The following is a 13,648-nucleotide window of genomic DNA, read 5'->3' as shown; positions in this document are numbered from 1 at the left end:
CCCGGCAACACGATCAGGCAAACGCGATAGGCTGAGCCCGTTCAGCGTTCATAACTCACAGTAGTGTACTATCATTAGCCTTGAGCCTGGGTCGTGGGTCGGCCGGCGGGGAGTGGGTGCCATCGTGGTTGACGAACCTGCAGACGGCGAAGGCGCACGCGTCGCCCGCCGTCGTCCCGATGCCCGGCGGCCCCAGAAGGTCTCGCTGGCGATCGCCCAGCGGATCGTCGACGACATCACGGACGACGACCTCGGGCCGGGCACCAAGCTGGCCAGCGAACGCGACATGATGGCCCGGTTCGAGACCGGGCGCGGAACCCTGCGCGAGGCGCTGCGGTTCCTGGAGATGAACGGCGTCATCCGCGTCAAGGCGGGCCCGCACGGCGGCCCGATCGTCTCCGAGCCGGACGCCCACGATCTCGCCGGTGTGCTGGGGTTGTTCCTGCAGCTCAAGAAGATGCCGTTCAAGGCGCTGGTCGCGGCCCGCGAGGTGCTCGAACCGGAACTGGCGGCGCAGGCGGCCGAGGCCGCGGACGAGAAGCTGATCGCCGAGATCTCGGATTCGATCGACGGCATGCGGGAGTTCCTCGACGACGAGCAGAACTTCCTGGCCGAAAACGACCGCTTCCACGCGGCGGTGTCCGCGGCGGCCGGCAACGAGCTGTTCGCCCTGCTGATCTCTTCCCTGCACCTGATCACCGACGGCATGCCGCTCGGGGTGAGCTACCCGCCGCCGCGGCGGAAGGCGGTGCTGCAGGCGCACGAAGCCGTGTGCGACGCCATCAAGAACGGTGACGCGGAAGGCGCCCGGTGGGCGATGCGCCGGCACATGCGGGAGTTCCGCCGGTACATCGTCGAGAAGTTCCCGATGGTCTACGAACGCCCGGTCCGCTGGCGCGACGTGGCTCCCTGAGCCGGTTGTTGCCTCAAGAAGTTACCGATCTCCACTAACCACTGCAACGCGGCGGCACGGAACGCGCTGGTTCCGGCGCAGCGTCCTGAGGGCTTACTGTGCCTCTGTGTAAGTGCCGTGCCTTGTGGTGTTTGGGGGTCGCTCTTCGGAATGGGTTCTGAATTGTCGCGAAGCACCCGCAAGAGATTGCGTTGGCACTGGCGAGGGCGGTCGAGGCTACCGGCGTCGTCCGAGAATTTGCTAGGATCGAGTATCCCAGCTCTCGAAGAGCGACTCTTAGTGAGTATCTGATAGCTTTGTTGGCATCCAAGAAGGGGACTAGAATGTCCGGAACTTGGACTGGTCCCCGTTCCTGTCGCGGGGATATTTCCCATTTTCTCCCAGCGGCGTCCCGTGCGCTAATTCCGATAATATCGACGCGGTTACCAGGGTAAGGTGGGCCAACTGCAATAATACCGACCTTCTTGTCGTAGTCTAGCCGGATCGGGAAGTCTTCGAATTCCAAAGTCTCCCCTGGTGGGACTACGCTTCCGTGAACTTTGCAGTCAATATGCCCTCCGGGCAAGCGAGGATGGCTAGGATTTATGTCATCGGCAACGTTCCATAGCTGGTATCGAACTACGTAGCGCACGCTGAGGATTTCGATGGGCAGATTGGCGGCATTTCGCGCGAAAACTGTGGAAATCAGTCGAATGCACGTTTCGGTGTCGGCTTCTGAGCTATCATTTGCAACGTCAACCTTAACCCATATGCCAACATCTTCGATTTGCCGCCGAAGTCGATGCTTTCGATCTCGCCAGATAATGAGAGCTGTCGCACTGAACGACAGGGCTGAAAACCAGGACGGAACATTTCCCCAATCCAACCCCAACCAGCCCACGGTAGCCCTTTCCTAGATTCCGCTCATAGTCGTAAGGCTACCTCTGGTCAGCGTGGGGATGTTGTCAAGGGGTGGAGCAAAGCGTTCATGGCATCGTGGACGCGCCGCTGGCCGGCTCCCGGCGTTTCCGCTTTGTCAGGGGACGATGTCGCGCCAGCGCAGCGGCCGGTCCAGCACCGCCGGGAAGTCGGACTCCACCCGGGTGCGCAACCGGCGCAGGTGCTTGCGCATCGCCCAGCGCGCGCCCTCGGCGTCGCCTGCCTCGATCGCCTCCGCGATCTCCGAGTGCGACTTCACCACGTTCTCCCGCCGCGGCCGCGAATAGTCGAGGCCCAGCGGCACGCCGTCGGTGATGGTGTGCAGGGAAGAGATCACCAGCGCGAAGAGGTCGTTGCCCGACGCGGCGGCCACCGCCGAATGGAACCGGTCGTTTTCGGCCAGGAAGTTCTGTTCGTCGTCGAGGAACGCGCTCATGCCGTCGATGGTGTCCTTGAGGCGCGCGTGGTCTTCCGCGGTCGCGCGCTCGGCGGCGAGCCCGGCCAGCTCCGGTTCGAGGACCTCTCGCGCGGCGACGACCGCCCCGAACGGGACGCCGCGCAGCTGCATGAACAGCCCGAGCACCCAGGCGAGGTCCTGCCCGTCCTGTTCGGCGACCACCGGGCCGCCGCGCGGGCCGGGCTTCAACGTGATCGCTCCGGTCATCTCCAGGAACCGCAGGGACTCCCGCAGCGTGCCCCGGCCCGCGCCGAACCGCTCGAGCATCTCCCGCTCGCCGGGCAGTTTCGCGCCCGGCCCGAGGTCGTCCCGCGTGATGTCGTCGACGATGTCCTGCGCGATCCCGAGCGCGGCCTTGTGTGAACGGCGGGGGTCAGGCCGGCGTCGTGGCCGGCGCGCCCCCTCGGATTCCCTGCTCGCCACCCCGGCGAGCCTACCATTGCCCTGATTCCCGAACGGCCTGCTTGACGGACTGCGCGCAGCTACCTAGCCTGCTATTGCTCCTATAATTAACCTAATGTGTTGAGGCGCATCCCAGGAGGTTCAGTGTCGAACATCCCGCTTCCCCTCGACCCGACGCTCCCGCGCACGGAGAACTACGCGGACGGCACCTCGGTGCTGCGCTCGACGTCGTTCAGCGTCGACGTCTACCACGAGAACGCGGTGCTGCTGGCCGGCACGCTGCTCGGCTCGGACGGCGATCGCCACCGGCACCTCAAGCGCCTCGAAGGCGGCCTGTTCAACCCGGCGCACCTGGCGCACTACGAGAAATCGGTGCTGGCGAAGGTGGTGGACGAGGAGTTGGCGGCGATCGCGGCGGACCGGCCCGGCGACGGCGTCCCCCGCGGTGACCTCATCCCGCTGGTGCGCCGGATGGCGCTGCGGATCTCGGCGGAGGTCGTCGGGCTCGACGACGTCGACGACGCCCGGCTGTCCCAGCTGACCACGCTCGTCGCCCGGCTCGGCGACGGCATCCTGATCCAATGGGCGACCCGCGACCACGCCGAAGTCATGCGGGACGCGCTGGCCTGCAAGGACGAGTTCTGGGCGGACTTCGTGCGCCCGGCGCTGGAGAAGCGCCGCCGGCGAGGTGCGGCGGGCCAGGACCTCATCTCGGTGATCCTCGCCGACACCACGATGACCTGGTCGGACGACGACATCCTCAAGGAAGCCCTGCTGTTCATGGCCGCCGCGGCGTTCACCACGGCGACGGCGGTGACGCACGCCGTCGCCGAGCTGACGAACTGGCTGCCGGACCACCCCGAGGCGCGCGAGAAGCTGTCCGATCCCGAATTCCTGCGTGTGGCGGGCATGGAGTCGCTGCGCATGCACCCCGGGCGGCACGTCCTGTTCCGGGCGGCAGTCGAGCGCACGACCATGCCGGACGGCACGCCGGTGGAGCCAGGCCAGATCGTGCTCGTCGACAAGTTCCACGCGAACATGGACGAAGAGGCCTACGGCGGCGCGGTCGGCGAGTTCAACCCGTACCGCACGATCGCCGAAGGCACCGCGCCCTACGGCCTGAGCTTCGGGGCCGGCCCCCACCAGTGCCTGGGCAAGCCGCTGGTGCTCGGAACCGCCGCCGGGCGCCGCGCCGAGCCGCGCGACGGCACGCTCGCCCTGCTGCTCGGCGCGTTGTTCCGGGCGGGCGTGGAGCGCGACCCGGACCACCCGCCGGTGCGCCCGGACAGTGTCCACGACCGCTACGAATCCTTTCCCGTCCGGTTCACCGCGCTCTGAGGAGGAGTCCGATGCGTGCACGGGCGATGGTCCAGCTGGGACCGGGCGTGCTGGCGGAGCAGGAGTTCGACGTCCCCGTCATCGGGGACGGCGAGGCGCTGCTGAAGATCGAGGCCACCGGCGTCTGCGGCAGTGACAAGACGCAGCTGGACGGCGGCCTGGCGAAGAGCGGCTGGTCCGCCTACCCGGTGATCCCCGGGCACGAGCCGGTCGGCCGGGTCGTCGAGATCGGCGCCGAAGCCCGGCGGCTCTGGGGTGTCGCGGAGGGACAGCTCGTCGCGGTCGAATCCGTGGTGCCGTGCCAGGTCTGCGACCGCTGCACCGGCGGGCTGGTGAAGTTCTGCCGTAACCGCTTCTCCTACGGCTTCACCCCGACGACGTTCGGCAGCGGGCTGTGGGGCGGCTTCGCCGAATACCTCGTGCTGCGGCCGAACACCAGGGTGCACCAGGTGCCCGAGGGCGTCGAAGCCGAAGTGGCGACGTTGTTCAACCCGCTCGGCGCCGGGTTCGACTGGACGGTGCGCCGCGGCGGGACCGTCGCCGGCGACGCCGTGGTGGTCCTCGGCTGTGGGCAGCGCGGGCTGGCTTCCGCGGTCGCCGCGCGGGCCGCGGGCGCGGACCGGGTCGTCGTCACCGGCCTCGCCCGGGACCGGCACAAGCTCGAGATCGCGGCCAAGCTCGGCGCCGACGCCACCGTCGAGGTGGACAACCTCCCCGACGGCTGCCCGGACGTCGTCACCGCGGTGCGCGCGGCGCTCGGCGGGGACGCCGACCGCGTGGTGGACACGACCCCGCACGCGGTTTCCGCCATCGGCGACGCGATCGCGCTCGTGCGGCCCGGGGGAGTGGTGGTGGTCGCCGGGCTCAAGGGCGGCGCCGATCTGTCCGGAGTGGACGCCGACGCGATGGTGCTCAAGGCGATCGACATCCGGGGCGTGGTGAGCGTGGAGCCGTGGGGCTACCGCCAGGCCCTGCGGCTGCTGGCGTCCGGACGGCTGCCGGTCGAGCTGCTGCACTCACACACCGTGCCGCTGACGCAGGTCCGGAAGGGCATTGAACTGCTCGGCCGGTCCGACGCCGTGCACGTATCCGTGGTGCCCGGGGCCAGCTGACGCACCGGGGGAAGCGGCGGGCGTGACTGCGTCCGCCGCTTTCGCATGCCATTTTTGTTCTGGCGCAACGTGAGTACTGATCAACAGCTGTCCACAGTGCACAGCTCTTGTGTGTCGTGGCTATTGCTCCTATGGTTATCAGGAATGTCATCCGGCCCAAAGGAGGGACCGTGCAACTCGGCTACGGAAGCGGGGGACGCAAGGGGCGGATGGCCGCCGTGCTGTCGCTCTCGCTCGGCATCGCGCTCGGCGCCACGGCGTGCAGCGGGGGAGTCGGCGGCGACGCCGGCGGCGATTCGATCAAGGTGGGTGCCGTCTTCGCCCTCAGCGGGGTGTACGGCGCGATCGGCGGCGAAATGCTGGACGGCGTCCGGTTCGCCGTCGACGAGGTGAACGCCGCCGGCGGGATCGGCGGCAAGAAGCTCGACCTGGAGGTCAAGGACTATCGGTCCGACCAGAGCCTGCTCCCCGGGCTCGCCAACGAGCTGCTGCAGGACGGCGTCGTGGCCGTGGTCGGGCCGGAGACGAGCACCTCCTCGGTCGTGCTGGACCCGACGATGGCCTCGGCCAAGGTCCCGATGATCACGGCGGCCGGGCTGAACCCGAAGGGCGCGTACAGCTTCAGCGTCCAGCCGCTCAGCGGCTACTTCGACCTCGCGGCGGAATTCGCGAAGAGCCGTGGCGCCAAGGCGTTGTGCGACCTGGGCGTCAGCGGGGCCTCGTTCGAATCGCTGCAGAAGGTCCTGGAACCCGCCGCCGCGAAGGCCGGGTTGCCGATGGGGACGCGCATCCCGTTCGACGCCGCCGCGAGCTCGCTTACCCCGCAGGTGACGCAGCTGAAGAGCGACGGGTGCACGGCGATCTTCGCCGGCGGCACCGGTCCGTCGGTGCTGGTGGTCTCCCGGGCGATGGTCGACCTCGGGATGACCGGCGCCATCCTGATGTCCCAGCCCACCAACGCGACCGCAGCGACGCTGGCCCAGCTCGGTGCGGCGGCGCCGTTCACCAGCTTCGGCTTGCCCAAGGTGATGGTGGCCGACCTGCTCCCGGCGGGCGATCCGGCCGTACCGGTGGCCCGGCCGTTCGCGGACGCCTGGAAGAAGGCCGGGAAGCCGCCGCTGACGACGAACAACGCGATCGGCTACTCGAGCGTCCGCGTCGTCGCGCAGGCCGTCAAGGACGGTGGTCCGACTGCCGAGGCGATCTACGCGGACCTCAAGTCCGGCAAGGACTTCCCGACGCCGATGCTGACCTACAACTTCGGGGCGGCGCGCAACGGCACCTTGCCCGACCGCGGCGACGGCTGGTTCACCTTCGCGCGGTGGAAGCCGGACGCCAAGGCGTGGGAGCTCACCTTCACCGGCACCGAACCGGCGTCCGGCCGGTAGGCGAGGGGAAACGCACGTGCGGGAACTCCAATCGCTCTTCAACGGAATCGGGCTGGGGGCGCTGTACGCCCTGGTCGGTCTCGCGGCCGCGTTCGTCCTGCGGGTCACGAAGATCATGAACTTCGCGGTGGGCGGGATCGTGGTGCTGGCCGGCCTGACGGCGGCGTCGCTCGCCGGGCTGCCCCCGCTGCCGCGGCTCGTGCTGTTGCTCGTGGCCGGGGCGCCGGTCGGCGCGCTCGTGCACCTGGTCTCGACGCGGTGGATCGCGAGCCGAGCGGGGCACGGGCAGGAACACGACCTCGGCGGCGTGCTCGTGACGGTCGCGCTGGCGACCGCCCTGCAGGGGCTGGGCTACCTGCTGTTCGGGTCGGACCTGCGGTTTGCCACCCCGGTGGTGCCGGCGCGCACGTTGTCGCTCGGCGGCGGGATCACGGTCACGACCGGCACCCTGCTCCTCGTCGCGGCGGTCGTGCTCGGTGGCCTCGGCAGCTGGGTGGTGCTGGAACGCTCCCGGCTCGGCCGGGCGCTGCGGGCGGTGTCCGACGACGCGGTCACCGCCCGGCTGTCCGGCGTGCGCGTGTCCACGATGGCGTTCGGCGCCTACGCGCTGCTGGGCGTGTTGTGCTTCTTCGTCGGCGACATCTCCGCCGAAGTCGTCGGGGTCACGCCGGACAACGTCTTCCACATCATCGTGGGCGCGTTGTTCGGGCTGGTGATCGGCGGCGGTGACCGCATCGCCGGGCCGATCGTGGGCGGCTTGGTCATCGGGATCGCCGAAGCGGTCGTGAACGCGCGGGGCGGGCAGTTCACCGCCACCGTCGTCCAGCTCGGCCTCGTGCTGGTGGTCCTCCTGGTGAAACCCCGGGGCCTGTTCCCGGACCGGACGAGCAGGGTGGTCGGATGAACGAGCGGTTCCTGCGGCGGGCGATCCAGGCGGTCGTCGTCGCGCTGTACCTCTACGGCCTGTTCGGCGGCAGTTACGCGTTCCAGGCGACGCTGACCACTGTGTCGTTCACCGCGGCGCTGGCGGTGGCCTACTCCCTGGTGCTCGGCTACCTGGACGTCTTCAACTTCTCCCAGCACGCCGTGATCGGGATTTCGGCGTACGGCTTCGCGATCACGGCCGCGGCCACCGGGTCGGTGTGGTGGGCGGTGCTGGTCTCGGCGGGCTGCTCGGTCGCGCTGCTCGTCGCGGTGGCGGGCCTGAGCGCGCGGCTGACCGGGTTCCAGCTCGGCCTGGTCACCATCTCGGCGGGTGCGGTGTTCCTGACCGCGCTGACCACGTTCACCGACCTGACCGGCGGCTCGTCGGGAATCACGGATTTCCCGCGCTGGGTGGATTTTTCGGCTCGCGAGACGGGACCGGCGCTCGCCCTCGGCGTCGCCGTGCTCGTCGGTACCGGCCTCGTCGTGCGGTTGTTCATGTCGGGCCGCACCGGCCGGCTCGGCGTGGCGATCGGCGACGACGTGTTCCTGGCCCGGGTGGTCGGGACCAACGTCGTGGCCGTCCGGATCGGCGTCTCCGTGGTGAGCGGGCTGCTCACCGCCGTCGCCACGGTGTTGTGGGTGCAGGAGCAGAAGGTCGTGGTGCCGACGACCTACGGGTTGCCGCTGCTGATCCAGATCTTCCTGGTGCTGATGGTCGGTGGACGGCGCAGCATCTGGGGCCCGGTCGCGGCGAGCGTCGTCGTGGTCGGTGTGCCGGGCTGGATCGGCGGGCTGGACGGCAATGTCCTGACGATCGTGTTCGCGCTGCTGGTGATCCTCGTGGTCGTGCGCCGCCCGACGGGCCTGTTCCCCGAGGTGCTGCGCGACCGCCGCCGCCGATGGCCGGCGCGTCGTTCCCCGGTGAGCGCGGCGGGGGAGCGGCCGGAGATCGTCGCCGTCGCGGCCGACGGCGTCCGGAAGTCGTTCGGCTCGGTCGTGGCGCTCGACGGGGTCTCGATCGCCTTCGAACCCGGGCAGATCACCGCGATCATCGGCTCCAACGGGTCCGGCAAGACGACGTTGCTGAACTGCCTCAACGGGATCTGGCCGCCGGAGGCCGGACGGGTCGGCCTGCGCTGGTCCGACGGCGCCGAGCGGGACGTCCGCTGGGGGCGGGTGCACCGGCTCGCCCGGCACGGCCTCGGGCGCAGCTTCCAGGTGCCGCGGCTGGCGGCGGGCCTGAGCGTGCGCGACAACGTCGGGCTGGCCTGTGACGGCTGGGGCCGGCGCGCGAACCCCGAGCGGCTGGAGGCGGTGCTGGAGCGGTGGGCATTGACCGGCTGGCTCGACCGTCCGGTGGCGGTGCTGCCGCACGGCGTGCGCCGGTGGGTGGAACTTGCGCGGCTCGAGCTCGGGGGCTGCCGCGTGCTGCTGCTGGACGAACCGGCCGCCGGGCTCACCGACGAAGAGGTCGAGTTCCTGGTCGAGGCCCTGCGGCGGTGGCGGGCCGACGGGTGCGCCGTCGTGCTCGTCGAACACGACCACGACCTGGTGGAGCGGATCGCCGACCGCACGGTGGTGATGGTGGGCGGCCGGATCGTCGGCGTCGGCGACCTCGCCGAGCTGCGCGCCCGCGGCGACCTGCACGACGTCATCGGATCCGGGACGAGGAGCTGACCGCCATGCTGCGACGAAGGTTCACGAGTACGCCGGTGCGCGCCCTCGTTCTCGAGGACGCGGACATCGGGTACGGCCAAATGACCGTGCTGCGCGGGGCCGGCTTCACGATCGGGGCCGGCGAGTGCGTCGGTGTGCTGGGGCCGAACGGCGTGGGCAAGACGACGTTGCTGAGCTGCCTGGCCGGGGTGCGGGGCCCGGGCCGGGGCTCGGTCATCGGGCTGACCGGCGACGGCGAGCGCGTCGACCTGACGCGGACTGGTCCCGAAGCCCGCCGGTTCGCGGGGATCTCGTTCGTCCCCGAGGGGCGCCGCATCTTCCCCCGCCTCACGGTGGCGGAGACGCTGCGGTTCGCCCACGAAGCCCTGCGCCGCCCCCGGGCGGCCGCCGACGAGGCGATCGAGGAGGTCTACACCCGCTTCCCCGGCCTCGCCGGCCGGCGCCACGTCGCGGCGGGCATGCTCAGCGGCGGCGAGCAGCAGATGCTGTCGCTGGCACGGGCGATGGCGGGCGACCCCTCGGTGCTCCTCGTGGACGAACCGTTCATGGGGCTGGCGCCCAAGGTGGTCGACGAGCTGATCGAGTACTTCCGCGAGCTGCGCGCGACCGGCGTGACGCTCGTCGTCGCCGACGAAAGCGCCACGACGATCGACCAGCTGACCCCGGAGCGCACCCTCGACGTGCGCGACCTGTCGGCCCCGATGGGCGTCTGATGGCGGCGCCCGAGGACGGCCCGGTCGTCGTGACGGGAGCGGCGGGCGGGATCGGGCTGGAGTACGCGCGGGCGTTCGCGGCGCAGGGCCGCCCGGTGGCGTTGTGCGACCGAGACGACCGTGTCCTCGACGTCGCGGCGGACGGAATGCTCGGGGTGGTCGCCGACGTGTCCGACGAGGACTCGGTCGACGCGGCGTTCACCCGCATCGAGCGGGAGTTCGGCGCGCCGACGGTGCTGGTGAACAACGCGGCGCTGTTCGTGGACTTGCCGTTCACCGGGTGGCGGGACATCGACGTGGCGACGTGGGACCGGGTGATGGCGGTGAACCTGCGCGGGCCGTTCCTGTGCGCGCGGCGGGCGTTGCCGGGCATGACGAGCGCGGGAGCGGGCCGGATAGTGAACATCAGCTCGACGACCGCACACGTGGGAGGCCACCAGCGGCTGCACTACGCGGCGTCCAAGGCGGGCATCATCGGGTTCACCCGCGCGCTGGCCCGCGAGGTCGGCGCGGCCGGGGTGACGGTCAATGCGGTCGCCCCGGGCAGCACCCAGTCGGAAGGGGTGCTCGAGCACTACCCGCGCGACGTGCTCGACAACGCGGTCGCCGTGCGGGCCATCCCCCGGGCAGCGGTCCCCGCCGACCTCGTGGGGGCCGTCCTGTTCCTCGCGTCCGATGCCGCGTCGTTCATCACCGGGCAAACGATCATCGTGGACGGGGGCCATGTCTTCCTCTGAGAGCATCGAAGCCGCCATAGCGCGACTGCTGGCGGGACTCGGCTCCGGCCGCCGGCACGGACCGGGCCGCCGGCCGGCGGTGGTCGTCGTCGACCTGCAACGGCACTTCGTCGACGCGGACCCGGGTGCTTCCCCCACCGTCGTGGCCACCGCCGGGCTGCTCGACCACGCGCGCCGGAAGGGAATCCCGGTGTTCCTCGTGCGTACCGGGTTCGACGACCTGGCGGACGTCGATCCGGCCTGGGCGGCCCGATTCGACTTGAGCCCGCTGCTGTGGGGCGCGCCGGGAACCGAGCTGGACCCGCGGATCGGGCCGCGGGATGGCGACGTCGTGGTCGACAAGCGCCACGCTTCCGCGTTCGCCGGAACGGACCTGGCGGCGCGACTGTCCGAAGCGGACGTCGACACGGTGCTCCTTTGCGGAATGACCACGAGCGGGTGCGTGCGTGCCACTGCCGTGGACGCCGCGTCGCTCGGCCTGCGCGTGGAGATCGTCCGGCAGTGCGTGGCGGACCCGCGTCCGCTCTCCGGGCCGGTCGCACTGGCCGACCTTGCGGACCGGTACGCGGACGTGATCAGCATCGACGAAGCGGTTTCGCTGGTGCGGGCCGGACACCTCGGATAGATCGGAGTTCCCATGCGAGCGCTGCTCGTCGTCGACATGCAGAACGGGTTCTGCCACCCTCGTGGCTCCGTACCGGCGATGCTCGGGCCGATGGAAGGCGTGGCCACCGCGATCGCCGGCTGCGTGGCCGCGGTCGCCGCAGCGCGAGCGGCCGGTGTGCCGGTTGTCTACACGCGACACTGCTACCGCCCGGGGTACGTCGACGCGGGTGCGAACTTCGAGCGGCTTGGGGCCGGGATCCGCGACTCCGGCGGTCTTCTACGTGGCAGCTGGGACGCAGAGGTGCTCGACGAGCTGGCTCCGGCCGGGGGCGATGTCGTGGTCGACAAGACTCGCTACGACGCGTTCTTCGCCACCGATTTGGAGCTCGTACTGCGCGGTGCGGGTGTGACCGACCTGATCGTGTGCGGGGTGGCTACGAACGTCTGCGTGGCATCTTCTGTTCGTACCGCCTACGCGGCCGACTTCGGCGTGACCGTGGTCCCGGAAGCCTGCGCCGGCTGGACGACCGCGTTGCACGAGGCCGCTCTCAAGGTGTTGGCCGAGAGCATGTTCGCCGACGTTCGGTCCGTGCGTGAGTGCTTCACGCCGCGGTGACCGCGGCGCCGCCGTCACGCCGGCGGCGCTGTCTCCAGCCAGTCGATCAGGATGCCCGCGATGTCCGAGCTGTTGCGTTCCAGCATCATCATGTGGCCGTTGCCGGTGATCCCGCGGTCGCCGAGGTAGCACAGCTCCGCCCTCGCGCCCGCGGCGTTCAACCAGTCGACGATCGCGCCGTCCTGCTCCAGTGGGTGATCGATATCCTCCGTGCCGGTCACCACCAGGATCCGCTTGCCGGCGAAGCCGGACGCGTCCTCGATCCGAAGCTGGCCGCCGCCGATGTTCGTGCGCTCGAACACGATCCGGCCGCTGATGCCCTGCAACGAGCGAAAGTAGGCGTCGACCTCCTCCAACGGGAAGCGGGTGCTCGAGCCCACGAGCTTCGCTCGGTGGAACTCCGGTGGGAACGACAACGTCCGGTCGAGGTCCAGCACTGCCTCGCCGGATGGCATGGCCACCACCTTGCGGTTGCCCTCGTCGCGCACCAGGCGGCCCAGCTCGGCACCCATGTTGCCCGGGGCCGCCGGGGCCACCCCGATCACCGCCGCGATCGCGTCCGGGTGCTGCTCGACCAGCTTCCAGCCGAACGCGCCGCCGATCGAATGCGTCAGCACCACCGCTCGTCCGCCGATCTCCTCGATCACCGCCGCCAGTCCGTCCACGATGGTCTGGCCGCTCAGCTCGCCCGGCGGGATGTGGCCACTGCGGCCGACTCCCGGCCAGTCGGCCAAGGCGACCGTGTGGCCCCGGCGGAGGAAGTCGTCGGCCCAGCCCGGTCGGCCGTCCGGTGTCACCCGGTAGCACGCGCCCGAGTGCACTCCGCCCGTCACCATCAGGACCGGCGGCTGCCCGTTGGGAATCAGGGGCTCCATGAGCTCGTAGTAGGTCGACGGGTTGTCGGTGAAGCCACACCGGTGGCGGCAGGGTGTCGTCATCGCGCACCCGCCGTGCGCACTTCCTGGGCTCGCACCGCTGTCACGCCGCCGTCGACGAGGAGGTCGGTGCCGGTGACGAAGCCGGCGTCGGGCCCCAGCAGGAAGGCGGCGGCCGCGGCGACATCGCCGGGCGTGCCGACCCGCCGGGCCGCCGAGGCCGACACCGCCGCGCGCATGCGCTCACCACCCGGCCCACTGAGCTCCTGGTGCCCCATCGGGGTGGCGATCACGCCCGGACTGATCGAGTTGAGCCGGGCGCGGCGCTCGCCCCACCGTGTCGCGGCGGACTGGACACGCAGCTGGTTGCCCCGCTTAGCCAGCCAGTAGGCGGTGCGCGGCGATCGCGCGGACTCCCGGACGAACGGCAGGTTCAGCAGGTCTTCGACGGGCGTCACGGCCAGCTCCTGTTCCTGTTCGGGCGGCAGTGCGGACAACCGGTGCCCGGCCATGCTCGCGATGACGACACCGGCACCGCCGGGGGCGATGACCTCGCCGAACTCTTCGATGGCGAACGCGACGCCCAGGAGGTCGATCCGCAGGATCCGCTCGGCAGGCGCCTGGGTGGGGGACACGCCGGCGGTGTGGGCGACCCGGGTGACCGCGCCGAGGCCGGCGGCGGTGGCGGCCAGCGCGGCAACCGAACCGCGGACGGCGACGTCCACGGCCTGCGTCACCACCTGGTGTCCCTCGCCGCGCAGCTCCAGGGCGGCGCGGTCGAGCCGGGCCTTGTCGTGGTCACCGAGCAGCAGCGTGGTCCCGGCGCCGAGCCGCCGGGCGATCGCCAGTCCCATGCCGCCGACTCCGACCACGACCGTCACGCCCAAGTCCATGGCTCGTCTCCCGCTTCGCTGGACAGCGCTTCGGTAAGAGGTTAATCATAGGAGCGTAAGCGGTCAACGGTCCCAA

13 protein-coding genes are annotated in these 13,648 nt (G+C 70.4%); 10 read left to right on the top strand and 3 right to left on the bottom strand.

The annotated features are described in order from the left end of the window. The first annotated feature begins 124 nt into the window (after window positions 1-124). Window positions 125-913 (top strand): FadR/GntR family transcriptional regulator, encoded by a 789-nt coding sequence (locus G3I65_RS29850; RefSeq protein ID WP_160699049.1) that lies wholly within the window; start codon window positions 125-127, stop codon window positions 911-913. A gap of 1,015 nt (window positions 914-1,928) precedes the next feature. On the opposite strand, the gene G3I65_RS58855 is transcribed toward G3I65_RS29850, so the two are convergent. Next, window positions 1,929-2,711, bottom strand: a complete 783-nt coding sequence (locus G3I65_RS58855; protein WP_160699048.1) for a FadR/GntR family transcriptional regulator — start codon at window positions 2,709-2,711, stop codon at window positions 1,929-1,931. Window positions 2,712-2,834: 123 nt separating this feature from the next. Between G3I65_RS58855 and G3I65_RS58850 the strand changes: the two genes are divergently transcribed. The 9 genes from G3I65_RS58850 to G3I65_RS29800 all read left to right on the top strand — a co-directional run bounded on the left by G3I65_RS58850 (window position 2,835) and on the right by G3I65_RS29800 (window position 11,804). Then, a complete protein-coding gene (locus tag G3I65_RS58850) occupies window positions 2,835-4,028 on the top strand; it encodes a cytochrome P450 (RefSeq protein WP_160699047.1) in 1,194 nt (397 codons plus the stop codon). 11 nt (window positions 4,029-4,039) lie between these two features. Further along, window positions 4,040-5,140, top strand: a complete 1,101-nt coding sequence (locus G3I65_RS29835) for a zinc-binding dehydrogenase (RefSeq protein ID WP_160699046.1) — start codon at window positions 4,040-4,042, stop codon at window positions 5,138-5,140. 170 nt (window positions 5,141-5,310) lie between these two features. Further along, entirely contained in the window at window positions 5,311-6,528 is a 1,218-nt protein-coding gene (locus G3I65_RS29830; RefSeq protein ID WP_160699045.1) for an ABC transporter substrate-binding protein, read from the top strand. Window positions 6,529-6,544: 16 nt separating this feature from the next. Next, the gene (locus G3I65_RS29825; RefSeq protein WP_160699044.1) at window positions 6,545-7,432 is read left to right on the top strand and encodes a branched-chain amino acid ABC transporter permease; all 888 of its coding nucleotides are present in this window, start codon (window positions 6,545-6,547) and stop codon (window positions 7,430-7,432) included. After that, on the top strand, window positions 7,429-9,132 hold the full coding sequence (locus G3I65_RS29820) for a branched-chain amino acid ABC transporter ATP-binding protein/permease (protein ID WP_160699043.1): 1,704 nt from the start codon (window positions 7,429-7,431) through the stop codon (window positions 9,130-9,132). Before G3I65_RS29825 ends, G3I65_RS29820 begins: the two co-directional genes overlap by 4 nt. A gap of 5 nt (window positions 9,133-9,137) precedes the next feature. After that, window positions 9,138-9,845 (top strand): ABC transporter ATP-binding protein, encoded by a 708-nt coding sequence (locus G3I65_RS29815; protein WP_160699042.1) that lies wholly within the window; start codon window positions 9,138-9,140, stop codon window positions 9,843-9,845. Beyond that, complete coding sequence (locus G3I65_RS29810) at window positions 9,845-10,582, top strand: SDR family NAD(P)-dependent oxidoreductase (protein WP_160699041.1); 738 nt, start codon at window positions 9,845-9,847, stop codon at window positions 10,580-10,582. Before G3I65_RS29815 ends, G3I65_RS29810 begins: the two co-directional genes overlap by 1 nt. Further along, entirely contained in the window at window positions 10,569-11,207 is a 639-nt protein-coding gene (locus G3I65_RS29805) for a cysteine hydrolase family protein (RefSeq protein WP_160699040.1), read from the top strand. Before G3I65_RS29810 ends, G3I65_RS29805 begins: the two co-directional genes overlap by 14 nt. A gap of 12 nt (window positions 11,208-11,219) precedes the next feature. Continuing rightward, window positions 11,220-11,804 (top strand): cysteine hydrolase family protein, encoded by a 585-nt coding sequence (locus G3I65_RS29800; protein ID WP_160699039.1) that lies wholly within the window; start codon window positions 11,220-11,222, stop codon window positions 11,802-11,804. A gap of 14 nt (window positions 11,805-11,818) precedes the next feature. Here the strand turns inward: G3I65_RS29800 and G3I65_RS29795 are convergent, their stop codons facing one another. Together G3I65_RS29795 and G3I65_RS29790 are read right to left on the bottom strand one after the other, a co-directional pair. After that, window positions 11,819-12,742, bottom strand: coding sequence for an alpha/beta fold hydrolase (locus G3I65_RS29795; protein WP_160699038.1), 924 nt, complete (start codon window positions 12,740-12,742; stop codon window positions 11,819-11,821). Further along, the gene (locus tag G3I65_RS29790) at window positions 12,739-13,572 is read right to left on the bottom strand and encodes an SDR family oxidoreductase (RefSeq protein ID WP_160699037.1); all 834 of its coding nucleotides are present in this window, start codon (window positions 13,570-13,572) and stop codon (window positions 12,739-12,741) included. Before G3I65_RS29790 ends, G3I65_RS29795 begins: the two co-directional genes overlap by 4 nt. Window positions 13,573-13,648: the final 76 nt, after the last annotated feature.

Origin of the sequence: Amycolatopsis sp. SID8362, from assembly GCF_010550475.1 — a bacterium.
GTDB lineage: Bacteria > Actinomycetota > Actinomycetes > Mycobacteriales > Pseudonocardiaceae > Amycolatopsis > Amycolatopsis eburnea.
Note: the sequence above shows the minus strand (reverse complement) of the source record. Positions and strands in the feature narration are given on the sequence as shown.

Bases quoted from the DNA above. Each gene is read 5' to 3' on its own strand.
- G3I65_RS29835 (WP_160699046.1), top strand. From the start codon at position 4,040: ATGCGTGCACGGGCGATGGTCCAGCTGGGACCGGGCGTGCTGGCGGAG.
- G3I65_RS29820 (WP_160699043.1), top strand. From the start codon at position 7,429: ATGAACGAGCGGTTCCTGCGGCGGGCGATCCAGGCGGTCGTCGTCGCG.
- G3I65_RS29815 (WP_160699042.1), top strand. From the start codon at position 9,138: ATGCTGCGACGAAGGTTCACGAGTACGCCGGTGCGCGCCCTCGTTCTC.
- G3I65_RS29810 (WP_160699041.1), top strand. From the start codon at position 9,845: ATGGCGGCGCCCGAGGACGGCCCGGTCGTCGTGACGGGAGCGGCGGGC.
- G3I65_RS29805 (WP_160699040.1), top strand. From the start codon at position 10,569: ATGTCTTCCTCTGAGAGCATCGAAGCCGCCATAGCGCGACTGCTGGCG.
- G3I65_RS29800 (WP_160699039.1), top strand. From the start codon at position 11,220: ATGCGAGCGCTGCTCGTCGTCGACATGCAGAACGGGTTCTGCCACCCT.
- G3I65_RS29795 (WP_160699038.1), bottom strand. From the start codon at position 12,742: ATGACGACACCCTGCCGCCACCGGTGTGGCTTCACCGACAACCCGTCG.
- G3I65_RS29790 (WP_160699037.1), bottom strand. From the start codon at position 13,572: ATGGACTTGGGCGTGACGGTCGTGGTCGGAGTCGGCGGCATGGGACTG.